The 22,890-nt window shown below is 56.8% G+C and carries 23 protein-coding genes and 1 other RNA gene; 21 read left to right on the forward strand and 3 right to left on the reverse strand.

Annotated elements, in window-relative coordinates:
• Window positions 1–229: 229 nt before the first annotated feature.
• The 12 genes from E5Q11_RS16250 (at window position 230) to E5Q11_RS16305 (ending at window position 10,641) form a co-directional block, all read left to right on the forward strand.
• Window positions 230–1,780: a 2-isopropylmalate synthase gene (locus tag E5Q11_RS16250; RefSeq protein ID WP_135804504.1), complete on the forward strand. Its 1,551-nt coding sequence runs from the start codon at window positions 230–232 to the stop codon at window positions 1,778–1,780.
• A 27-nt stretch (window positions 1,781–1,807) separates the two neighbouring features.
• The gene (locus E5Q11_RS16255) at window positions 1,808–2,557 is read left to right on the forward strand and encodes a hypothetical protein (RefSeq protein ID WP_135804505.1); all 750 of its coding nucleotides are present in this window, start codon (window positions 1,808–1,810) and stop codon (window positions 2,555–2,557) included.
• A gap of 6 nt (window positions 2,558–2,563) precedes the next feature.
• Window positions 2,564–3,052, forward strand: coding sequence for a ribosomal protein S18-alanine N-acetyltransferase (rimI, locus tag E5Q11_RS16260; protein ID WP_135804506.1), 489 nt, complete (start codon window positions 2,564–2,566; stop codon window positions 3,050–3,052).
• 84 nt (window positions 3,053–3,136) lie between these two features.
• Window positions 3,137–4,717 carry a peptide chain release factor 3 gene (gene prfC / locus E5Q11_RS16265; RefSeq protein ID WP_135804507.1) on the forward strand — a complete coding sequence of 527 codons (1,581 nt, stop codon included), beginning with the start codon at window positions 3,137–3,139 and terminating at the stop codon, window positions 4,715–4,717.
• Window positions 4,718–4,733: 16 nt separating this feature from the next.
• A complete protein-coding gene (locus tag E5Q11_RS16270) occupies window positions 4,734–5,522 on the forward strand; it encodes a TatD family hydrolase (protein ID WP_135804508.1) in 789 nt (262 codons plus the stop codon).
• Between the two features lie 241 nt (window positions 5,523–5,763).
• Complete coding sequence (gene rplM, locus E5Q11_RS16275; protein ID WP_135804509.1) at window positions 5,764–6,192, forward strand: 50S ribosomal protein L13; 429 nt, start codon at window positions 5,764–5,766, stop codon at window positions 6,190–6,192.
• 12 nt (window positions 6,193–6,204) lie between these two features.
• Window positions 6,205–6,597, forward strand: a complete 393-nt coding sequence (rpsI, locus tag E5Q11_RS16280; RefSeq protein WP_135804510.1) for a 30S ribosomal protein S9 — start codon at window positions 6,205–6,207, stop codon at window positions 6,595–6,597.
• 245 nt (window positions 6,598–6,842) lie between these two features.
• Complete coding sequence (petA, locus tag E5Q11_RS16285; protein ID WP_135804511.1) at window positions 6,843–7,439, forward strand: ubiquinol-cytochrome c reductase iron-sulfur subunit; 597 nt, start codon at window positions 6,843–6,845, stop codon at window positions 7,437–7,439.
• The gene (locus E5Q11_RS16290) at window positions 7,439–8,671 is read left to right on the forward strand and encodes a cytochrome b (protein ID WP_135804512.1); all 1,233 of its coding nucleotides are present in this window, start codon (window positions 7,439–7,441) and stop codon (window positions 8,669–8,671) included. The genes petA and E5Q11_RS16290 overlap by 1 nt, the downstream gene beginning before the upstream one ends.
• A complete protein-coding gene (locus E5Q11_RS16295) occupies window positions 8,671–9,426 on the forward strand; it encodes a cytochrome c1 (RefSeq protein ID WP_135804513.1) in 756 nt (251 codons plus the stop codon). The genes E5Q11_RS16290 and E5Q11_RS16295 overlap by 1 nt, the downstream gene beginning before the upstream one ends.
• 108 nt (window positions 9,427–9,534) lie before the next feature.
• A complete protein-coding gene (locus tag E5Q11_RS16300) occupies window positions 9,535–10,164 on the forward strand; it encodes a glutathione S-transferase N-terminal domain-containing protein (RefSeq protein WP_135804514.1) in 630 nt (209 codons plus the stop codon).
• Between the two features lie 54 nt (window positions 10,165–10,218).
• A complete protein-coding gene (locus E5Q11_RS16305; protein ID WP_191964490.1) occupies window positions 10,219–10,641 on the forward strand; it encodes a ClpXP protease specificity-enhancing factor in 423 nt (140 codons plus the stop codon).
• A gap of 67 nt (window positions 10,642–10,708) precedes the next feature.
• Here E5Q11_RS16305 and E5Q11_RS16310 read toward each other — a convergent pair whose 3' ends face one another.
• Genes E5Q11_RS16310 through E5Q11_RS16320 form a run of 3 tightly spaced genes read right to left on the reverse strand, consistent with a single transcriptional unit; the run spans window position 10,709 to window position 13,573 of the window.
• Window positions 10,709–11,299 (reverse strand): SIS domain-containing protein, encoded by a 591-nt coding sequence (locus E5Q11_RS16310; protein ID WP_135804516.1) that lies wholly within the window; start codon window positions 11,297–11,299, stop codon window positions 10,709–10,711.
• A 2-nt stretch (window positions 11,300–11,301) separates the two neighbouring features.
• Complete coding sequence (locus E5Q11_RS16315) at window positions 11,302–11,679, reverse strand: YraN family protein (RefSeq protein WP_135804517.1); 378 nt, start codon at window positions 11,677–11,679, stop codon at window positions 11,302–11,304.
• Between the two features lie 13 nt (window positions 11,680–11,692).
• Entirely contained in the window at window positions 11,693–13,573 is a 1,881-nt protein-coding gene (locus tag E5Q11_RS16320; protein WP_135804518.1) for a penicillin-binding protein activator, read from the reverse strand.
• Between the two features lie 146 nt (window positions 13,574–13,719).
• Here E5Q11_RS16320 and rsmI point away from each other — a divergent pair, with 146 nt between their 5' ends.
• The 9 genes from rsmI to mraY all read left to right on the forward strand — a co-directional run bounded on the left by rsmI (window position 13,720) and on the right by mraY (window position 22,890).
• Entirely contained in the window at window positions 13,720–14,607 is an 888-nt protein-coding gene (gene rsmI / locus E5Q11_RS16325; RefSeq protein WP_135804519.1) for a 16S rRNA (cytidine(1402)-2'-O)-methyltransferase, read from the forward strand.
• Window positions 14,608–14,669: 62 nt separating this feature from the next.
• Window positions 14,670–15,031: RNase P RNA component class A (gene rnpB / locus E5Q11_RS16330), an RNA gene on the forward strand.
• A gap of 303 nt (window positions 15,032–15,334) precedes the next feature.
• On the forward strand, window positions 15,335–15,787 hold the full coding sequence (gene mraZ, locus E5Q11_RS16335) for a division/cell wall cluster transcriptional repressor MraZ (RefSeq protein ID WP_135804520.1): 453 nt from the start codon (window positions 15,335–15,337) through the stop codon (window positions 15,785–15,787).
• Window positions 15,784–16,767: a 16S rRNA (cytosine(1402)-N(4))-methyltransferase RsmH gene (rsmH, locus tag E5Q11_RS16340; RefSeq protein WP_135804521.1), complete on the forward strand. Its 984-nt coding sequence runs from the start codon at window positions 15,784–15,786 to the stop codon at window positions 16,765–16,767. Before mraZ ends, rsmH begins: the two co-directional genes overlap by 4 nt.
• A gap of 2 nt (window positions 16,768–16,769) precedes the next feature.
• Window positions 16,770–17,177 (forward strand): cell division protein FtsL, encoded by a 408-nt coding sequence (gene ftsL, locus E5Q11_RS16345; RefSeq protein WP_135804522.1) that lies wholly within the window; start codon window positions 16,770–16,772, stop codon window positions 17,175–17,177.
• Window positions 17,178–17,206: 29 nt separating this feature from the next.
• Entirely contained in the window at window positions 17,207–18,943 is a 1,737-nt protein-coding gene (locus E5Q11_RS16350) for a peptidoglycan D,D-transpeptidase FtsI family protein (protein WP_135804523.1), read from the forward strand.
• Window positions 18,944–18,953: 10 nt separating this feature from the next.
• Window positions 18,954–20,432, forward strand: coding sequence for a UDP-N-acetylmuramoyl-L-alanyl-D-glutamate--2,6-diaminopimelate ligase (locus E5Q11_RS16355; RefSeq protein ID WP_404802780.1), 1,479 nt, complete (start codon window positions 18,954–18,956; stop codon window positions 20,430–20,432).
• The gene (locus tag E5Q11_RS16360) at window positions 20,429–21,820 is read left to right on the forward strand and encodes a UDP-N-acetylmuramoyl-tripeptide--D-alanyl-D-alanine ligase (protein WP_135804525.1); all 1,392 of its coding nucleotides are present in this window, start codon (window positions 20,429–20,431) and stop codon (window positions 21,818–21,820) included. Before E5Q11_RS16355 ends, E5Q11_RS16360 begins: the two co-directional genes overlap by 4 nt.
• On the forward strand, window positions 21,805–22,890 hold the full coding sequence (gene mraY / locus E5Q11_RS16365; RefSeq protein WP_135804526.1) for a phospho-N-acetylmuramoyl-pentapeptide-transferase: 1,086 nt from the start codon (window positions 21,805–21,807) through the stop codon (window positions 22,888–22,890). The genes E5Q11_RS16360 and mraY overlap by 16 nt, the downstream gene beginning before the upstream one ends.

Here is a 22,890-nt window from a genome sequence, read left to right on the forward strand (position 1 = left end):
TCAGCCGTGAAACAGACCAGCGCCGATGGTAGTGTGGCTTCTGCCCATGTGAGAGTAGGTCATCGTCAGGCTCTTAATACTAAAAACCCCCTCCGGCTTTGCCGGTGGGGGTTTTTTATTTGGGATACGACAAAGTAGGTCATCCGAGCGCAACCCGCTCGCCAAGGCTAACTCCCTGTTACCTGATATACTTATTGTCAGAAGCCAATAACGACTCACGGAGTGTCCCATGCCCACCAGCGACCACCTTATTATCTTCGACACCACACTCCGCGATGGCGAACAGAGTCCTGGCGCCACGATGACAAAGGGCGAAAAGCTTCGCATTGCCAAGGTGCTCGAAAAACTCCGGGTTGATGTCATCGAAGCGGGTTTCGCGATTGCAAGTCAGGGTGACTTTGAGGCTATAAAAAATATAGCCGAGACGATCAAGGACTCCACCATATGCAGTCTGGCAAGGGCCCTGGACAAGGACATTGACCGGGCCGCCGAAGCCGTCCGGCCTGCCGCAAGATCCCGCATTCACACTTTCATTGCGACCTCCCCCATCCACATGAAGCACAAACTCCAGATGCAGCCGGATGAGGTGGTGGAACAGGCGGTTCGCTCGATCAAGCGGGCACGCAGCCATGTTGAAGATGTGGAGTTCTCCTGCGAAGACGCGGGGCGGTCCGAACTGGATTTTCTGTGCCGGGTGATCGAGGCAGCAATCGATGCCGGCGCCAGCACCATCAATATTCCGGATACGGTCGGGTATGCCATCCCTGAGCAGTTCGGAGAGACTATCAAGCAGTTGCTGAATCGTATTCCGAATGCCGATAAAGCCATCTTCTCCGTGCATTGCCATAACGACCTTGGCCTGGCCGTAGCCAACTCTCTGGCGGCTGTCAGTCATGGCGCAGGGCAGGTGGAATGTACAATCAACGGCCTGGGCGAGCGCGCAGGTAATGCATCGCTGGAAGAGATTGTCATGGCGGTCCGCACCCGTCAGGACCTTTACACCATTGATACCCGGATCGATACCCAGCATATCGTGCCCGCGTCCCGCCTGGTCTCAACCATCACCGGTTTCCCGGTGCAGCCCAACAAGGCCATTGTCGGTGCGAACGCGTTTGCCCACGAATCCGGAATCCACCAGGATGGCGTCCTGAAGCACCGTGAAACCTATGAGATCATGCGGGCCCAGGATGTTGGCTGGCACACCAACAGTCTGGTGCTCGGCAAACACTCTGGCCGGAATGCCTTCCGCTCGCGCCTGCTGGAGCTTGGCATCCAGTTTGACACAGATACCGAGCTGAACGAGGCCTTTACCCGGTTCAAGGCCATGGCGGATCTCAAGCATGAAATTTTTGACGAGGACCTGCAGGCCATTGCCAGTGATACCCGGCAGAAAGAGGATGATGGTCCTTTTGGTCTGGTGTGTATGCAGGTCTGTTCGGAAACCGGTGTTGTGCCCCGGGCGCGGCTGACCCTGACAATGGACGGTACCGAACATAAGGTGGAGAGCGAGGGCAGTGGTCCGGTGGACGCCACGTTCAAGGCCATTGAATCACTGGTGGATTCCGGCTGTAATCTTCAGCTTTACTCAGTGAATAATATTACCAGCGGTACCGATGCTCAGGGCGAGGTCACCGTACGTCTTGAGCGTGGCGGTCGCATCGTCAATGGCGTTGGGGCAGACACGGATATTATCATTGCGTCAGCCAGGGCCTATATAGAGGCACTGAACCTCATCAGCCGGGGCGCCGAGAAACGACATCCCCAAGGCGCGGATGTATAACAGCCATCCCGAATTTTGCAGGTTGAGATGACAGGCAACGAAGCTCACAGACAATACTACCTGGCCGCGGCCGGCGTTCGCATGTGGTACGCCCGGCGGCCGCTGCCAGGTGCAGCCCCAAGCCCCGAGTTCGACTTCTCCCGTGAAGAGGTTCAGAGCGAGGTAGTGCGCCCTGAGCAACCCGAGCCTGAGTTACAGCCTCGGGTTGCTCCGCCGCTTAGAAGCCAGCCCGCACGGCCAAAATCTGTCGACCTGCAGTCCCTGATGGCAACGCCGGAAGTGGATCAAAGCCTCCCTGAGCCGACTGTTCCCAGAGAGCCAGTAATTGCTGAGCCGGAAACCCCGCATGCGCCGTTGGCGGCACACCTGGGCATCTGGGATACCGAGAAATATATTCTGATAAGCCAATGGTCAGATCAGGCAAGTGAGCGGCTGCAGGATTCATTGGCGGCCAATCTGCTGAAAGCGCTGGGCCAGCAGAAGGTCGGAAGCCGGCGTATGCTGCACTGGCCAGTATTCCGTAATCCCTATATCCCTGGAAACTCTGTTGAAGATTTTCGCGATCTGTTAGCGCGCACGATCCGACCCGGTGATGATCGGTCCATCATCCTGCTGGGCGTTATGGGAAGTAGCCAGACCGAGCAACGACAGCATTGCCTCGGTTCGCTGCTTCGCCATCTGAGCGTAGATTTCCCGAACTCCCTGGCCGAACTATCCGCGTCACCGGGTCAGAAAAGGGATTTATGGGCTGCGCTCAAATCCCGCTATTCGGTGTAGAGCCGGATGTCAGTTTCTTACCGGGCGGTGGAATCCCTGGATAGGGAGGTTCGCCTGCTACGAGATCAAGATCTGCCGGATGTGCTTGAAATCGAGCGCACTGGCTATTCCTTTCCCTGGACTGAGTCGGTGTTTCGTGACTGTTTTCGGCCCGACTATAGGTTCTGGGGTGTGTTTGTAGTCGGCGAGCTGGCTGGTTATGCGGTGGTCGCCTATATGGCCGATGACGCCCATCTGCTGAATATCTGCATCAGCGGTCGGAACCGGCGCTCCGGGCTTGCGCGCCATCTGCTCCGCCACCTTGTCCGCGAGGCCGCAACTGACGGCATGGTCCAGGTCTTGCTAGAGGTCAGGGTAAGTAATCAGGCCGCCGCTGAGCTGTATCTCACCGAGGGCTTTGCGGATATTGGTAGACGGCCCGGCTATTATCCGTCGTCGTCTGGCCGTGAAGATGCGCGGGTGTTGTCCCTGAAGGTTTCCGGTACCGGCGATTGATCGCAGGGGCTGTTCGCGTCCATGCGCCAAACTCCTTATAATGGCGTCCGTTTTTAAGTCTCTCCCAGTCGGATTTGCACACTTATGACAAGCCTAACCAGCGAAGTTGACCACCGTCGAACCTTTGCGATCATTTCCCACCCGGATGCGGGTAAAACCACGATTACTGAGAAGGTGCTTCTGTTCGGACAGGCCATCCAGAAGGCCGGCACGGTGAAAGGCAAAAAATCCGGGCAGCACGCCAAATCTGACTGGATGGAGATGGAGAAAGAGCGTGGTATATCGGTGACCACCTCAGTGATGCAGTTTCCCTACGGAGGCCGACTGGTTAATCTGCTGGATACGCCGGGCCATGAAGACTTCTCCGAGGACACCTATCGGACTCTGACTGCGGTGGATTCCTGCCTGATGGTGATCGATAGCGCCAAAGGCGTAGAGGAGAGAACCATCAAGCTGATGGAGGTAACCCGCCTTAGGGATACCCCAATCATCACCTTTATGAACAAGCTGGATCGGGATACCCGTGACCCGGTCGAGTTGATGGATGAGGTTGAGGATGTGCTCAGGATTGCCTGTGCGCCTATCACCTGGCCCATTGGAAATGGCAAGAATTTCAAGGGAGTTTACCACCTGCTGCGGGACGAGGTTATTCTCTACCAGACCGGTCAGGGCCATATGATCCAGGAAAAACGGGTGATTAAAGGCCTGGATAATCCGGAGCTCGAAGAAGTCATCGGAAGCTGGGCGGGTGAGCTGCGCGACGAGATTGAGCTGGTCAAGGGTGCGTCCCATGAGTTCGACCATGAAGCCTTCCTCGCGGGGGACCTGACTCCGGTATTCTTCGGCACAGCACTGGGTAATTTTGGCGTGGATCATATGCTGGACGGACTGGTGGAGTGGGCGCCAACTCCCCAGCCCCGGGAAACCGATACCCGCCTGGTGAATCCCGCCGAGGACGGATTTTCCGGTTTTGTTTTCAAGATTCAGGCGAACATGGATCCCCAACATCGGGATCGAGTGGCATTCCTGCGCATTGTGTCCGGTAAATACGCACAGGGTATGAAGGCCCGCCACGTCAGGATTGGCAAAGAAGTCAGGTTCTCCGATGCTCTCACTTTCATGGCGGGTGATCGCGAGCATGCAGGTGAAGCTTTTGCCGGTGATATTATCGGCCTGCATAATCACGGCACAATTCAGTTGGGCGATACGTTTACCGCTGGCGAGGAAATGAAATTCACTGGCATACCGAATTTTGCGCCTGAGCTATTCCGCCGCATTCGCCTGAAAGACCCGCTGAAAGCCAAACAGCTGCAGAAAGGTTTGATCCAGCTGGCCGAGGAGGGTGCGGTTCAGGTGTTCCGCCCACTCGCGAACAACGATCTGATTGTAGGCGCAGTCGGTGTGCTGCAGTTCGATGTGGTGGTCAGTCGCCTGAAAAGCGAGTACAAGGTTGATGCCATGTATGAGCCGATCAACGTCGCCACCGCGCGCTGGGTCACCAGCAAGGATGAGCGCAAGCTTGACGAATTTCAGCGCAAGGCCAATGATAATCTGGCCCTGGACGGTAGTGACCGGTTAGCCTATATCGCACCGACGATGGTTAACCTGCAGCTGGCACAGGAACGATATCCTGATATCCAGTTCCATAAAACACGAGAGCACTGATTGCCCGGAGGCCGACATGCGGCTGATCGACGCGCATTGCCATTTTGATTTCCCCTGTTTTGATGGGCAAAGGGGTCAAGTTCTGGAACAGGCCCGTTCAGCGGGCATGTCCCACCTGGTCATTCCCGGTGTTCGCAGGGCGGACTGGGGGCGCGTCAGTCGGGTCGCATCGGAATACGAAGGGCTTTATTACTGCCTGGGTATCCATCCCTGGTTCATTGGTGAACACACATCGGATGATCTGCGAGCCCTGGAACTCGCCTTTCAGACCCGCCCTGATCGCTGCGTTGCGCTGGGTGAATGCGGTCTCGACCGCCTCAGCGGTGATCTGGCCGACCAGTACCCCTGGTTTGAAGCGCAGGTAGACATCGCAGCCGACGCTCATCTTCCTCTTGTGGTCCATTCTGTCAGAACCCACGACCAGGTAGCCGAGGTGCTCAGGCGCAAGCAGTTTGCCGGGAGGGTCCTGGTGCATGGTTTTTCCGGCAGCTACCAGCAGGCATCCAGGTTGGTCGACCTCGGTTGTTTTATTGGCGTGGGTGGTGTTGTCACCCAGGATCGGGCAAACAAGACCCGCGATACCCTGGCTCGATTGCCTGTGGATTCTTTGATTCTGGAAACGGATGCACCAGATATGGCACCTCAGGGCGTCGAGCCGGGTAAAAATTCCCCGGCGTATCTGGGGCGCATCCTGTCCGCACTGGCAGATGTCCGCAAAGCTGATCAGGAAAGCCTTGGGCGGGCGCTGTTGTGCAACGTGCAACGGTTTTACGGCTGGGATGAAATGCTGCCCTCGGAACGTTAATACCGCTTTGCCGAAACCTGTTCCTGCTCTGGATAGGTGAATCTCGAAACAGCGCGGCGCGGGGTTGGTTTTCTGATTTTGTTCGGATATACTTCGCGCCCTGGCTTTTCAAGGCGATGTTGTCATCTCAGCCCCGAATGACACACTGTCGCACACATACAGGTAAGAGACCTCCTGCGGATGCAATGCATTGCCGTTGGTGGTTTTTAACGTTTCTTATATAGCGTTCAAGGCGGAATCAATGAAGACTCTGAGTGCGAAACCAGAAACAGTAACACGTGACTGGTACGTTGTAGACGCAGCCGGCAAGACGCTGGGTCGTCTGTCAACCGAAATCGCCCGTCGTCTGCGGGGCAAGCATAAGCCTGAGTACACCCCTCATGTCGATACTGGCGATTACATTGTGGTTATCAATGCCAGCAAAGTACGGGTTACCGGCAAAAAAGCATCTTCCAAGATGTATTACAGTCACACCGGCTTCCCGGGTGGAATCAAATCCATCAACTTCGAGAAGCTGATCGACAAGGCTCCTGAGCAAGTTATCCAGAAGTCTGTCAAAGGCATGCTTCCGAATGGTCCGCTTGGTCGTGCCATGTTCAAGAAGCTGAAAATTTTTGCCGGCGCTGAGCATACTCATGCAGCCCAGCAGCCCAAAGAACTCGACATTTAACGGAAGGCGGATATGTCTGTAGCACAGAATTACGGTACTGGTCGCCGCAAAACCTCCACGGCTCGGGTTTTTATCAAGCCGGGAAGCGGTAACATCTCTATCAATGGTCGCTCCATCGATCAGTTCTTTGGTCGCGACACCCTGCGTATGATCGTTCGTCAGCCGCTGGTGGTTGCCGACTCTGCTGATCGCTTTGACATCAACATCACCGTCAAAGGCGGTGGTAGCAGTGGTCAGGCAGGCGCGATCCGTCACGGTCTGACCCGTGCACTCATGGATTACGACGAAACACTGCGTCCGGCACTGCGTGAGGCGGGTTATGTGACTCGTGATGCGCGTAAGGTTGAGCGTAAGAAAGTCGGCCTTCGCAAGGCGCGTAAGCGTCCTCAGTTCTCCAAGCGTTAAAATCGCTGGAAACTGCAGAGACTCGAAAAAAGCCCGGCATTGCGCCGGGTTTTTTATTGGGTGAACACTGGGCCGGGTGGCATTCTTTCAATGGTTTGCTGTGCCGTTCTGATCCTTTCTGACTTGTAAGGGCAAGGTAATTTCATTACCATTTGAGCGCTTATAATTTTGGGTTGTGAAGTCCTTTTCGATGTGCAGTTTTTCAACCAATGAAGCTGTATGTCGCCTGATGGGAGAAAACCATAATGAATAATGGCGACGTTAGCCAGGGCAGGCGCCGGTTCTTGATCGGTGCTACGTCTGTGGTGGGTGGTGTCGGCGTCGTCGGTGCGGCCGTTCCTTTCGTTGCGTCCTGGAATCCCAGTGCGAAAGCGGAAGCAGCCGGTGCGCCGGTCACCGTCAACGTAAGTAAGCTTGAGGCTGGTCAGCAGATGACTGTTGAGTGGCGCGGGAAGCCTGTGTGGATCATTCGTCGAACAGATGAAATGAACGATAACATTCTGGAATTGAATGACGTTGTGAAAGATCCACTGTCCAAGGAATCCAAACAACCTGCCTATATTGATGGCGAATTGCGCGCCCTAAAAGACGATTATGCGGTCGTAGTCGGCATTTGTACCCACTTGGGCTGTTCCCCTCAATTCCGTCCGGAAGTGGCACCTGCAGATCTGGGTGAGGAGTGGTTAGGCGGCTTTTACTGTGCCTGCCACGGGTCGCGTTACGACCTTGCCGGTCGTGTTTATCCGGGCCAGCCTGCACCAACTAACCTGGAGGTGCCTCCGTACCGCTTTGACGACGAAAACACCGTGACCGTCGGTCTTGATCCTGAGGGGGCTGCGTAATGAACAAATTACTTAACTGGGTTGATGAGCGGCTACCGGTCGTTGATGCCTGGAACAAGCACATCGGGAAATACTACGCGCCCAAAAACTTCAACATGTGGTATTTCTTCGGCTCGCTGGCGATGCTGGTACTGGTCAACCAGTTGATCACCGGTATCTGGCTGACCATGAGCTATAACCCCACCGCAGAGGGCGCGTTTGCCTCCGTTGAATACATTATGCGGGATGTGGAATGGGGTTGGCTGCTACGCTACCTGCACTCGTCAGGTGCTTCAGCTTTCTTTGTGGTGGTCTACCTCCACATGTTCCGCGGTCTGATGTACGGCTCCTACAAGAAACCAAGGGAGCTGATCTGGATCTTCGGCATGCTGATCTATTTGATCCTGATGGCGGAAGCCTTTATGGGATACCTGCTTCCCTGGGGACAGATGTCCTATTGGGGCGCCCAGGTTATCGTTAACCTTTTCGGTGCCATCCCGGTTATTGGTGACGATCTTTCGCTGTGGATCCGTGGTGATTATCTGATTTCCGGTATCACGCTGAACCGTTTCTTTGCGCTGCACGTGGTTGCGCTTCCGATCGTCCTGCTTGGCCTGGTTGTGCTGCACATTCTGGCCCTGCACGAAGTGGGTTCCAACAACCCTGACGGTATCGACATCAAGAAAAACAAGGATGAAAACGGCAACCCCAAAGACGGTATTCCGTTCCATCCTTACTACACAGTCCACGATCTGATGGGTGTGGGCGTGTTTTTCTTCGTCTTCTTTATCGTGGTGTTCTTCTTCCCGGAAGGAGGTGGTCTGTTTATTGAGGCGCCCAACTTTGAGCCTGCGAACGCTCTGAAGACGCCTGACCACATCGCGCCTGTCTGGTACTTTACGCCCTTCTACGCCATGTTGCGGGCGGTGACGGTGGACCTGTTCGGCCTGGATGCGAAATTCTGGGGTGTGGTTGTCATGGGCGGCGCGATTGCCATCCTGTTTGTGTTGCCATGGCTGGACAAGAGCCCCGTGCGCTCCATGCGTTACAAGGGGATCTACAGCAGGATTGCTCTGACGCTGTTTGTCATCAGCTTCATTGTTCTGGGTTATCTTGGCATTGTTCCGGCGACTGAAACCCGTACCACCGTGGCGCAGATTCTGACCACATTGTATTTTCTCTATTTTATTCTCATGCCGTTCTACACACGCATGGAGAAAACAAAGCCAGTGCCAGAGAGGGTGACAGGATAATGAAAAAGCTGATTGTTGGTCTTTTCATCTCGATCCTGCCGGCTCTGACGCTGGCAGCGGGGGCGTCGGTACCGCTGGATACCATGGAGCCTGATCATGCGAACAAGGCTTCCCTGCAGCGAGGTGCGGCGCTTTTCACAAACTACTGCATGGGCTGCCATTCCATGGAATACGCGCGTTACAAGCGCGTATCCGAGGATCTTGGTATTCCGGCGGAACTTTACGAAGAGAACCTGATCTTCACCGGCGCCAAGATTGGCGAGCTGATGAAGAACTCCATGAACAAGGATATGGCTGCAGACTGGTTTGGCGCACCGCCACCCGATCTGACGCTGTCATCCAGGCTGCGTGGTGAAGACTGGATCTACTCCTATCTTCGTGGCTTCTACAAAGACGACTCGCGCCCGCTTGGTGTGAATAACGTAGTCTTTGAAAACGTTGGCATGCCTCACGTTCTGGCGGACCTTCAGGGTCTTTGTGCTGAAGAGCCGAAAATCGGCGTTGACCCCAGTGTGGATCCACTGAGCGGCGATGTTCGCAACGGCGAAGTCTGCGGAGAATGGGAAACAGAGGGCTCCATGTCGCCGAAGGAGTTCAACAGCGCCATGTACGACCTGACCAACTTCATGTCCTACATGGGCGACCCGGTAAAGCTGGAGCGTGAAAGACTGGGTATGTTTGCCCTGATTTTTGTCGCGATCTTCTTTATCTTTGCCTACCTGCTCAATCGAGAGTACTGGAAGGACGTGCACTAAGTTTTCAGGTATACTGCAGAACCCTGAGTTCCAGCGGGCATTCATCAGCCCGCTGGATTTTTGCGTTTTTCAGGATCAATTCGGTTAGCTAATTCGTGAGGTAGTTCTATGGGCGTTGTGACCAAGCGGTCATCAATGACGTTTTTCTCGGACCCGGCCAGTCATTACAGCCACAGAGTCCGTATTGTGCTCGCCGAAAAGGGCGTTACTGTCGATGTTGTCAATGTAGACCCTGATAACCCGCCTGGGGAGCTTGCCGATCTGAACCCTTACAACGCTCTGCCGACGCTGGTCGATCGCGACCTGGTTCTGTATGAGCCCAATATCATGATGGAATATCTGGATGAACGATTCCCTCATCCGCCGCTGCTGCCGGTTTACCCGGTTGCCCGTGCAAACAGCCGGCTGATGATTCACCGCATCCAGAAAGACTGGTGTGGACTGGTTGACCAGATTCTTTCCCAGCCCAACGCCAAGGCTTCTGAGGCAGCAAGAAAAGAACTCCGGGAAAGCCTGTTGGCCACGGCCCCGCTTTTCGGCGAGATGCCATTTTTCCTGTCTGAAGAATTCACCATTGTCGATTGCTGTATTGCACCGATCCTGTGGCGCCTGCCTTCATTGGGTATCGAGCTGAATGACAAGCAGGGCAAGCCATTGCTCAAGTATATGGACAACATGTTTGCCCGTGAAGGCTTTAAAGCCAGCCTTTCTGACCTGGAAGAAGACATTCGCAACTGAAACAGAGCCTGAAAGGGGTTCAGGAGAGGGGTAGTGCCTGATAGCAAGATCACCATGACATCCAGTCGTCCTTACCTCGTTCGGGCCTTTAACGAGTGGATTCTTGATAACGACTGCACCCCCTATATTGTGGTGGACGCGGGGATTCAGGGCGTTCAGGTGCCAACGGAGCATGTGGCCAATGGTCAGATCGTTCTCAATGTCAGCCCTGGAGCGGTCCGGGGACTGGTGATCGGAAACGGTTCCCTGGAGTTCAGTGCCCGGTTTGGTGGTGTGCCGATGCAGGTGTTCATTCCCTTGCAGGCGGTTATGGCGATCTACGCGAAAGAAAACGGCGAGGGTATGGTGTTTGGCAGTGAGCCCGGTTCGCCGGACCCGGACGGTTCTGGCACCAAGGACCGGGACGCGGGCAAAAACGATGGCAATGGCGGTGGTGACCGTCCAACCGGAAGGCCTTCGCTAAAGGTTGTGAAATAGCCAAGCATCGGGCGCTTAGTTGAATAGAGAGTAAGCCAGCCACCCACTGCGGTCGCTGGCTTTTTTATTAACTGCCGAAAATTTTCTCGTCAATCAGTGAGCAGAGCGCGTTGATAACCAGCAGCAGAATCGGTGTGGCGTTGGACGGCGACAGGTTATCGAGAGCTATCTCATGGTCCTCCGGGTGAAGAAGGGAGGTGATGTCCGTTTTCTCTTTTGCGCTCAGGACCACAACCGTCATTTCCCGGTCATGGGCTACCTGAATAGCCTGGATCAGATTGGCCTTGTGGCCGTCATCGACAATAACGAGCAGCAGGTCCGATGGTTTGCCAATGGCACGGACCAGCCGTGAAAAGGTGTCGTTAAAACGATTATCCCGACAGATGGCCGAATAGGTGGTGGCATCTGCGCCAAGGTTAATGGCGGGTAGCGCGGGTCTGTCATGATCAAAGCGGTTCAGCAGGGCCGTGCAGAAGTACTGGGCGAGAATATTGGCGTTGCCATTCGCGCAGGCCAGAATCTTGCCATCGGTAAGCAGGGTATTGACCAGCGCATCCGATGCTTTGTCGATGGCGGGCGCAGTCGCACTTGCCGCCTGGCCCACATGCTCCATGTGGCTGGCAAAGCATTGGTAGATGTGTTGTTCAGAGGTGCTCATAGTCAGGCCTGGATTGCGTTTTTGATCCATTGTATCCGATATTTCTGGTGCTCACCCGGCGCGATTGCCACCACGTCAATTCGACAGGGTGCGTCCCACAACTTATGGCGATGCAGGTAGAACTGAACGGCTTTAATAAGCCTTTTCTGCTTGGTGGGAGTGATCGATTCAGCAGCACCAGCAAGGCTGCCAGCGCCGCGATAGCGAACTTCGAAGAAAACCAGGGTGTCATCCGGATCGCGGCCAATCAGGTCGATTTCACCGCCGCGGTTGTAGACGTTTCGTTCCAGCACCTGAATGCCTTTGGTGAACAGATATCGGGCGGCGACGCCTTCTGCGTGGTCGCCCGTGGCTTTCCGGCTTGGTCTGTCGCTGTCCATAGCTCAGCCTGGCTTATCGCATTTCCCGCTCAAGCAGGGTTTCCGGGCTTATCGGCTCCTCGGCCTGCTCGTCAATTTCTGGTTGGGAGGCCAGTAGTTCGGGGACGCCATTTTTGAATCGCGCCCACATCTGCTCCCGGTGGACGCTGCCGTTTCTGTCCATGGTAAGAATGCCGGTCTGGCCATCGATCATGGCGTCGTCCATATAGCGCAGCAGTGACAATCGGTTGCTCAGGGTCCAGGCGTCAGCGCCCATCGCAAACAGGCGGCCGAGCTGGCCACCGACTTCAGGCATGGCGGCCCGGGCGATACGGCGGAATTCGTTGTCTTCGCGAAGAACCCAGGGAGTGTCAGTAAAGGTGACGTCATTCAGATCCCGGTCCCGGGAAGGATCAGGATTGCCTTCATAGATCATCGAGGGCGAGAACACCGGAAGGTCGCCGCCGAAATAGAAGGCAAATAGCGGTTTGAACTGCCGTGCGATGGTGGGTTCCGCCACCATGACAATACCATCAGCATCCTGGCGTCTTCTGGGCTCAAATTCCACGTCAATGCCGGCGGTCCGCTCAACATCAATGGCTCGTTCCCTGGAAACTGTCACGCCCAGAAGATCTGCGGTCACGGCCCTGAGGTTGTCTTCCCTGAAATACCGTTCGGTGCTTAGCGCAATACCGCCCTGGCTATTCAGACGGTTCATCAAAGCCTGTTCGACCCGGTCGCCCCAGCCGCCCATGGGAATGAGTACCAGCACCTGTTTAATGCCCTGGTCGATCATTCGATCGGCAAGCTGTCGTGCTTCATCCTCGGCAGAGAGCCCGTATTGATAGAGGCCCGCAGGCGATCTGACACCGTTTGGCAGATAGTTCAGGCCCAGAACCGATACCGGTAGCGTTTCCATTTCGCTCAGGCTTGCCAGAGCCTCTTTTTCCAGCGGGCCGACAATAAGGTCATAGCCTTCTTCAACCAGCTCGCGGTAGATTTCGTCAAACGGGCGGCCAGAGGTATCTACAACGCGAATGCTCACTTCGGAGCGATCATTGGATTCGTCTTCAAAGTAGGCCGCGAAAAAACCGTCCCGGATTGCAGCGCCTGCGCTGGCCAGGGGCCCGCCCAACGGCAGCGCCATGGCGATTTTTTCAGGGCGGCTGTCGGCCAGACTCGCGATCAACCGCAGGTCGTCCGGCAGAGTGTCGGCCGCAGGATGCCCCGGCCAGTTACTTTGCCAGCGGCGGATCAAGCGGCCCTGCTCCTCAATGGACAGTTCACTGTCCCGGAGCACGCTGGCCAGTTCCAGCCAGCCCTGGGATTCATAGCCAATGGACTGCCCGGTCTCCGTGGTCAGGGTGGTATCCGACGTTGCTTTCAGGTTTTCCCAGATCCGGTTGTGCAGAATTTGCACGTCGGCATCTGTATCGGATTCGGCCAGAAGGATCAGGGTCATGGCGGCCCTATAGGGCAGGCCGCCCAGCCGGTAAAGGTCGGCCTGCAGGTTGCCGGCCCGGCTCAGGTCCTGCCGGTCGTAATTCAGAAAGTATTCCGGATCAAGTGCGGAGGCTATCTGGCGCGCCCAGTCGCCATCTTCCAGTGTGATTGCTGTTTCCATCGCCAGAAGCCGCTGGCGCCTGAGATTGCTGTCGTTGATCCCGTTGAATTGCTCGCTTTGCAGGATGGTCCGGGCGTCACGGGGTTGATTGCGGGCAAGGAAACGGTCGGCCTCCCGAATCAGGTAATCGTGGGCCAGGTTGCGGTCTGACTCGCTGGCGGCTGCGCCTATGGCGTCCTGGGCTGTGGTGGCATCAAAGGAGTTCAGATTGACGCTGGCACAGCCGGAAAGCAGCAGGATAAACGCTAACAGGGCGGCTGAATACTGAGAGTGAACACTGGTTCTGGTCATGGGTGGCTCGCAAAAACTCCGGTAAATACGCTTGTTGTGCCGCAAGATCGGCTGCATCATGCCCAAAGACACGGGCCAAGTTTACCAGTTCCCGGGCCATTTCACATGACGGCGATGTCATTAGTCCACCAACCATAGGGGCGTCTGTGAGCTCTGAATTCCAGCAATCCGAATCCGAAGTCACCAGTGCGGCCGCCGGTGGAACCCTTTACATTGTCGCGACCCCGATTGGCAATCTGGATGACGTTTCAGCCCGGGCGGTCGCCGTGCTTTCCGGGGTGTCGCTGATTGCTGCAGAGGATACCCGGCACAGTGGTCGCTTGCTGCAGGCACTGGGTGTTGAAACCCGAATGACGGCGCTGCACGACCACAACGAGCGGGACCGTGCCGACGGATTGCTGCAGAAGCTTGAGCAGGGCCACGATGTTGCGCTGATTTCCGATGCGGGCACCCCACTGATTTCTGATCCTGGCTTCGTGCTGGTCCGGGAGGCCCGCCGGCGAGGGCTCAAAGTCTCGCCCGTGCCTGGTCCGTCTGCCATTATCGCTGCACTCTGTGCAGCGGGGCTGCCTACCGACAGGTTTGCGTTCGAGGGTTTTCTGCCGGCCAAAAAAGGGGCCAGGCTAGCGCTACTTGATCACCTGTCAACGCAGGCCGCAACACTGGTTTTCTACGAATCTCCCCACCGCATCCTTGATACCGTTGAAGATATTGTCCAGGCCATGGGGTCGACCAGGGAGCTGGTGATCGCCCGGGAGTTAACCAAAACCTTCGAAACATTTTATGCCGGTCCCGCGTCCGAGGTTCTGCAGGCGTTGCATGACGACCCCCATGGTAGCCGGGGTGAATTTGTGGTGATGATTCACGGCGCTGAGAAAGAGGCCGCTGACGCCGGTATGGAGGAAGTCGACCGCCTGCTTAAACTGCTGCTCACGGAGCTGCCGGTTAAAAAGGCCGCGAAACTGGTGTCGGAAATGACCGGCAAGGCCAAGAACGATCTGTACCAGCGCGCGCTGACTTTAAAAGAAGCCTGACGTTGCCGGCCCGGTTGACGGTTTTGCTTGCCTGTGTCTGCGCCCTGGCGTATCGTCACGCCCGAGCTCGCCAGACAGTCGCCGCCGGTTTTACCGGGGGAGGAAAGTCCGGGCTCCACAGGGCAAGGTGCCAGGTAACGCCTGGGCGGCGTGAGCCGACGGAAAGTGCAACAGAAAGCAGACCGCCTAAGTAGCCGCGACTCGTTTGCGTCTACCGGTAAGGGTGAAACGGTGCGGTAAGAGCGCACCGCGTGACTGGCAACAGTTCACGGCGATGGTAAACCCCACCTGGAGCAAGACCAAATAGGAATCCTATGGCGCGGCCCGCGCTGGATTCGGGTAGGTTGCTTGAGGCCTGTGGTGACGCAGGCCCTAGATGAATGACTGTCCTAGACAGAACCCGGCTTATCGGCGAGCTCAATTTTTCCTTCCTGATGTGCATTTTGTAATTATCACCAGCATTCCTTTATAGCCAAATAATCTTATTCCTCACTTGTCATCTTCAGACTTATCTGCAGGTCTTTGATTTTTCGCTTTTTCTCCTGACAAGCTCACAATTCCTGTCGAATCCTTCATCGTAACTTACTGTCATTAAAGAAACTTTTCGCTGCTCCTGCGCTGATCTTGCTGCTTGCATTGTCGATTGCGTGTTCCTATAGTGTGCATTAGTGGGAAAAAGTGGTTTCTAGTGGTTTTTTGTGGTTTCTGAACCCCGGAATGAGAGCGAATGAGCAATTTTCTCGGCAGTCATGCCATCAATATGGATGCGAAGGGTCGCCTGGCGATCCCAGCCAAGGTGCGCGAAGAGCTTTCGCATACCTGTGGTGGACGCATTGTATTGACTGCAAATGCCGATGAAGAGCGCTGCCTGCTGGTCTATCCGGAGCCTCAGTGGGAGGCGCTCCGGCCACAGATTGAAGCCCTTCCCAACATGAACAAGGCGGCCAGGCGGCTGCAAAGGCTGATGCTGGGCCACGCAACGCCCCTTGAGCTGGACTCTGCCGGGCGCATTCTTGTCCCGCCCACACTGCGCAGCTACGCCCGACTGGAGAAGAAGCTCATGCTGATCGGTCAGGGCAAGAAAATGGAGCTGTGGAGCGAAGAGCGCTGGTTCTCGTGGCTGGACGACGCTGACAACGAAGATGAAATGCCTCCTGAAATGGAGGCACTGTCGCTATGACCGCCGAGCGCACAGAGGGAACGGCGGAGTCCTTCCGCCACCGCTCTGTTCTGCTCGATTCGGCTGTAGAGCTGCTGGTTACCGATACCGCCGGCCGTTATGTGGATGGCACTTTCGGTCGCGGCGGGCACAGCCGACTGATTCTGGAACATCTCGGGCCAGCTGGCGCATTGCTAGGTATCGACAAGGATCCCCAGGCGATCGACTCGGCCAGAGGTCTTTCGCGGGAAGACGGGCGTTTTGGCGTTTTCCACGGATCTTTTGCCGAGATGGATCAGGCAATCGATCAGCAGGGCTGGGACGGCGTGAATGGAATTCTGCTGGATCTGGGGGTTTCGTCACCCCAGCTGGATGATGCAGGGCGCGGTTTCAGCTTCATGCGAAACGGCCCGCTGGACATGCGAATGAATCCCGAACAGCCGCCCAGCGCTGCGCAGTGGCTGGCGGAAGCGGATGAGCAGGACATTGCAAACGTTATTTTCAGATACGGCGAAGAGCGTTTCTCTCGCCGAATCGCAAAGCGGATCGTGGAGCGGCGCAAGGAAGAACCGCTGAAGACGACCCATGAGCTTGCTGAGCTGGTTGCCGAGGCCGTGCCCAAGAAAGAAAAGCACAAGCATCCCGCAACCCGGACTTTCCAGGCGGTAAGGATTTTTATCAACCGCGAACTGGAAGACCTTGAAGCGGGTCTTGAAGCCGCAGTCAGCCGTCTTCTGCCGGGCGGCCGCCTGGTTGTCATCAGTTTCCATTCGCTGGAAGACAGGCTGGTCAAACGGTTCATGCGGGATCTGGCCCGCGGCCCGCGTATGCCAAAGGGCGTTCCGGTCACTGCAGAACAGGAAGCATCGGGATTTCGGCTGGTCAGCAAAGCGCTGAAAGCGGATGACCGCGAGATAAATGACAACGTTCGCGCTCGAAGTGCTGTTATGCGGGTGCTCGAGCGCGTTTCTGTATCAAATGGACGTCAGGGGAGCGCATAGCAATGGGCGCCGTAGCAATCGAACAGAAAACAAGAACCGCCAGGCTGAACAAGCAGCGTGTCAGGGATGGGCTTTCCACGGCGGTGCGTCTTTCCCGCCAGGTGTTCGTGGCTCTTCAACAGCGTCAGGCCGTTATCTCCATGGCGCTGGTGGCGCTGTTGCTGGCTTCATCGCTGGGCGTGGTGGTCAGCGCCCACCAGAATCGCGAGCTGTTCAATACGCTCTCTGAGCTGCAGGCAGAGCGGGATGATTTCCAGCGGGAATGGAGTCAGTTGCTGCTTGAGCAGAGTGCGTTGAGTGCGCACGGCCGGGTCGAGCAGCTGGCATCCCAGCGTTTCAATATGTCTGTTCCGGGGAAAGAGGATGTCGTGCTGGTGCCGGTAATGGCGCCGCTCGTGGTTTCCCGATAGTTAAAACAACCAGCCGGAAGGTGAGTTCAGTGTCCGAGCAACGGAAGACAGGATTGGGGCAAAGACTGCTCGCGGGGCTAGAGGCCTGGCGATACGGCACCGTTCTGAGTGTTTTCCTGCTGGTTATTGCGGCACTGGCCTGGCGCCTTGTGGATTTGCACGTGGTGGACCAGGAATTTCTTCGTCAGCAGGGGGATGTAAGAACCATCCGGGTGGAACAGATAGATGCCCATCGTGGTGTGGTTACCGACCGTTATGGCGAATCCCTGGCGGTGAGTACTCCGGTTCAGACTGTCTGGGCTAACCCTTCGGAAGTGTCCGCCGACGATCCAAGGCTGACCGCTGTTGCCCGGGCTCTGGGGCTCCGTGAGGGTGAGTTCCGGGCGCGGTTGCGGAAATATGCGAGCCGGGAATTCATCTACCTGCGCCGCAAGATCCAGCCGGAGCTGGCCAGGCAGGTTATGGATATTGGTACCCCGGGTATATACAGCCGCCAGGAATACCGTCGGTATTACCCGGCAGGCGAGGTTGCCTCCCATGTGGTCGGCTTTACCAATATTGATGAGTTCGGCCAGGAAGGCGTCGAGCTTGCCTATAACAGCTGGTTAAGCGGCGAGCGCGGCAAGAAACGGGTGCTCAAGGACAATCGTGGCCGTGTCATCAAGGACCTGACGCTGATTCGTGACGCCAAGCCCGGCAAGAGCCTGGCGTTGAGTATTGATCTTCGCCTGCAATATCTGGCCTACCGGGAACTCAAGGCGGTTGTCAGCGCTCACAATGCCAGAGGCGGAACTCTGGTCATGCTGGATGTGGATTCTGGTGAGGTGCTGGCCATGGTGAACCAGGGGTCCTACAACCCCAATGACCGCACCCAGTTGAGCCCCGATCGCCTTCGCAACAAAGCCATCACTGACCTGTTCGAGCCAGGTTCTACCATGAAGCCAATATCCATGGCTGCGGCACTGGAGTCCGGCCGATACACAGCCAGCTCCACAATTGATACAGCGCCCGGTTTTCGGCGCTTTGGTCGTTTTACCATTCGCGACCACCGCAATTATGGGGTGATCGACCTGACGGACGTAATCGCCAAGTCGAGCAATGTGGGCATCAGCAAGATTGCCACGGACCTGGGCGGCGATGTCATTCGCGACATGTATGCCCGGCTGGGCCTGGGCCAGCCCACGGGTATCGGGTTTCCTGGCGAGGCTGTCGGCGTGCTGCCCGCACCGCCGAAATGGCGTCCGGTCGAAGAGGCCACCCTGTCATACGGTTACGGAATGAGCGTCAATGCTCTGCAACTGGCCCAGGCCTACATGGTTCTGGCCAATGGCGGTATCCGGTACCCCCTCAGCCTGCTCAAGGTCGAGCAGAAACCCGTTGGCCAGCGGGTGCTTTCAGAAGAGGTAGCCTTCGACGTGCGCCAGATGCTGCGGGAAGTGGTTGAGAACGGCACCGGCAAACGGGCACAGCCAGGATTCTATTCCGCCGGTGGCAAAACCGGCACCGTCCACCTGGTTGGCAAGGACGGCTATGAAGACAGTCAGTACAAGGCCATTTTTGCAGGTATGGCCCCGATTGATGATCCAAGAATCGTTACTGTGGTTGCCGTAGATGCGCCCCAGTCCGGAGAATACTACGGTGGCGAAGTGGCTGCCCCGGTGTTTGCAAGGGTAATGGGTGGCGCGTTACGGCTGCTGAATGTCAAACCGGAACTGGAACTGGGGCAGGCCAAAGGCGCTGCACCGGTACCCGGTGAGCGGGGTTAGGGTCATGTGCATGACATCACTCAGCACTCTGCTTCAGGGGATTGCGTCTGTACCCTCTGTATTTGATGTGACGATCCACGGATTGAAAACGGACAGCCGAAAAGTGGCCGCCGGAGATGCATTTGTGGCGCTTTCCGGGACGCTGACGCCCGCAGATCACTATCTGGGCGATGCCATTGCGGCCGGCGCTACGGCGATTCTGCTGGAATCAGCCGAGGCCGGGGAATGCTCCGAGATAAGCGGTGTGCTTGTGGTGCCGGTACCGAACCTGAAAGCCAGGCTGGGGAAAATCGCGGACCGTTTCTATGAGCATCCTTCCCAGCGATTGCGCCTGGTGGGAATTACCGGCACCAATGGCAAAACCTCGGTGTCCCATTACATTGCAAGGTTGCTTCAGGAAACCGGCACCCCTTGCGGGGTGATTGGCACCCTGGGTTATGGCATGCCCGACGCACTACAGGATGCCTCCCACACCACCCCGGATGTTGTCCAGATCAACGGCGTGCTGTCTCGCATTATTGCCCAGGGTGGCAGGGCTGCCGCCATGGAAGTGTCGTCACACGCCCTGGATCAGGGCCGTGTTGATGGTCTGACCATGACCGGTGCGGTATTCACCAATCTGACCCGGGACCATCTGGACTACCACGGTTCAATGGAAGCCTACGGCGCAGCCAAAGCAAAGCTGTTTGCCCGGGAAGAGCTCCATTTTGCAGTCATCAACTTCGATGATCCCTTCGGCCGACAGCTCTATGAGCAACTGGACGGTAAGTGTGATCGGGTCCGGTACAGCCTGCACGAGGCCCAGACCGAGTTGTGGCTCACGCAGATTGATCAGACCAATGGCGGCTTTACTGCGTCAGTGGATGGCCTCTGGGGTGCCTTTGATTTCTCTGCGTCGATTCTCGGCAGCTTCAATGTCAGCAATCTGCTCGCAGCTATCGCGACGGCGCTGAGCCTGGGTGTGCCTGTTGAGCGAATCCAGTCTGCGGTTGAACGGCTGGCGCCGCCGCCCGGCAGATTGGAGCCTTTCACTGGCGCCAACGGCGTTAGGGTAGTCGTTGATTATGCCCACACGGCGGATGCGCTGAGTAATGCGCTGGGGGCTTTGCGGCCCCATGTCACCGGCAGACTGATCTGTGTGTTCGGGTGCGGCGGTGACCGGGATAGCGGTAAACGGCCGGACATGGCCGCCGAAGCTGAGCGTGGTGCTGACGTGGTTTTTGTGACTGATGACAACCCCCGCAGCGAAGATCCGACGGTGATCACGGATCAGATACTGAAAGGTTTCAAGGCTCCGGAGCGTGTGGCGGTGATTCACGATCGCGCGGAAGCCATTCGCCAGGCCATCGCGATGGCTAAGCCCGGAGATATCGTGCTGATTGCTGGCAAGGGTCACGAAGCCTGGCAGGAAATCTCAGGCCAGCGGATTCCATTCAGTGATGCCGGGCAGGTTCGCCACGCGCTATCGCTGAACGGAGGTGTCGCATGATATCCACCTTCTCTTTGCAACAGGCTCTGGCCTGGGTTGGCGGCCAGCCTTCAGGGCCATGGCAGGGCGACCTGAAATTTTCAGGCGTCTCCACGGATACCCGCCAACTTGGCAAGGGCGATCTTTTCGTGGCGATTCGAGGCGAACATTTCGATGGACACCGTTTCATTGAACGTGCCCGCCAGTCTGGCGCGGTTGCCGCCGTTGTTGATAGTCCTGATTCGGCGGTTGATCTGCCGCAGATTGTGGTGCCAGACACCGTTAATGCGCTGGCTGCAATTGCTGGTGGTCATCGGGATCACAGCGCCGCGCGATTTGTCGCGGTGACGGGTAGTAGCGGTAAAACCACCGTGAGGGAAATGGTTGCGGCCATTCTTGCACAGATGGGTAAAACCCTCGCAACCGAAGGCAACCTGAATAACCACATCGGCGTTCCACTGACGCTCTTCCGGCTTGCGCCTGAGCACAGGTATGCCGCTATCGAGCTGGGCGCCAGCGGCCTGGGCGAAATTGCCCACACGGTTGCCATTGTCAGGCCTGATGTCGCCATTCTGACCAATGCCGGTGAGGCCCATCTGGAAGGCTTTGGAAGCTACGAGAACATCGTTCAGGCCAAGGGCGAAATTATTGACGGGCTGTCGGATAACGGGGTTGCCGTTCTGAATCTTGATGATCCGGCTTTTGATCAGTGGCGCAAGCGGGCGGGCCAGCGCCGCGTTCGGTCTGTCAGCGGGCAAGGCCGGCGTGATGCGGATTTCCGCCCGACAGACGTGCAGATTGATGGGCCCGAGCTCCAGTTTACCGCCCAGGGCCCCAATGGCTGGCAGTGCGATATCCGCCTGTCGCTCCAGGGCGAGCACAATATCGCCAATGCCCTGATGGCCATCGCCGCAACACAGGCAGTAGGCGCTTCCGACGACGCCATTCAGCGGGGACTGTCTGGCCTTCAGCCCTTCAAGGGCCGTTTGCAGACGCTCAAGCTTGCACCGGGTCTGACGGTAATCGATGACAGCTATAACGCCAATCCCGCATCAATGAAAGCAGCAATCAGAGTCCTGGCGTCGCACCCGGGTTCGCGCTCAGCCATCCTCGGTGCCATGGCCGAGCTTGGTCAGGATGCGCAGGCCATGCATCGGGATGTGGCCGCATTCGCCCGCGCCCAGGGTATCGACCGCCTGCTGGTCGTTGGCAGTGGTTGCGAAGGTTACGTGGAAGGGTTTGGAGCTGCCGCCGAGGTGTGTTCCAGCCACGATGATGCCGTAGAGCGTCTGTTCTCCCGCAGTGCTGAATCACAGACGGTACTGGTCAAAGGTTCTCGAAGTTCTGCCATGGATCTCGTGGTAGAGGGAATAAAACAAAAGGTGGATAACGCATGCTGCTCTGGCTGACAGGGGTTCTATCAGAATATTTCACCGCGCTGACGGTATTCCAGTACCTGACCCTCAGAGGTATTTTTGGAGTGCTGACGGCGCTGCTGATTTCGCTTCTGATCGGTCCTTTCATGATCCGCAAGCTGAGCCAGTACCAGATTGGCCAGGCAGTCAGGGACGATGGCCCGCAGACACACCTGAGCAAGGCGGGTACACCGACCATGGGCGGTGCGCTGATTCTGGTGGCCGTTGGTGTCAGCACCCTGTTATGGGCAGACCTGACCAATCGCTACGTCTGGATAACCCTTCTGGTCACACTGCTGTTTGGCGCCGTTGGCTGGGTGGACGACTACCGCAAAGTGGTAGAGCGTAACCCGCGCGGGCTGCCCGGTCGCTGGAAATATTTCTGGCAGTCGCTGATCGGCGCGGTTGCCGCTATCGCACTGTTCTGGAGCTCAGCGCTGCCCCAGGAAACGTCACTGTACGTGCCCTTCTTCAAGAATGTGTCGCTGACACTTGGCCCCGTTCTATTCGTGCTGCTGAGCTACTTCGTGATTGTGGGCAGCAGCAACGCCGTCAACCTGACCGACGGCCTCGACGGCCTCGCGATCATGCCAACCGTCATGGTGGCAGCGGCCCTGGGTATTTTTGCCTATGTGTCTGGCCACGCCCAGTTTGCCGATTACCTGCTGATTCCCCATCTGCCCGGCACCGGTGAACTGATTGTTTTCTGCGGCGCTCTGGTGGGCGCGGGGCTCGGTTTTCTCTGGTTTAACACCTATCCCGCCCAGGTTTTTATGGGCGACGTGGGCGCGCTGGCGCTGGGAGCTGCGCTCGGTGTTGTTGCTGTTATCGTCCGCCAGGAAATTGTGCTGTTCATCATGGGCGGCGTGTTCGTCATGGAAACCATTTCGGTGATCCTGCAGGTGGCTTCATTCCGCCTGACCGGTCGGCGGATATTCCGGATGGCACCGCTGCATCATCATTTTGAATTGAAAGGCTGGCCAGAGCCGCGCGTGATCGTGCGCTTCTGGGTTATCACCGTTGTACTGGTACTGGTTGGTCTTGCCAGCCTCAAACTGAGATAG

Source organism: Marinobacter confluentis (genome assembly GCF_004785685.1).
In the GTDB taxonomy this organism is placed as follows: Bacteria; Pseudomonadota; Gammaproteobacteria; order Pseudomonadales; family Oleiphilaceae; genus Marinobacter; species Marinobacter confluentis.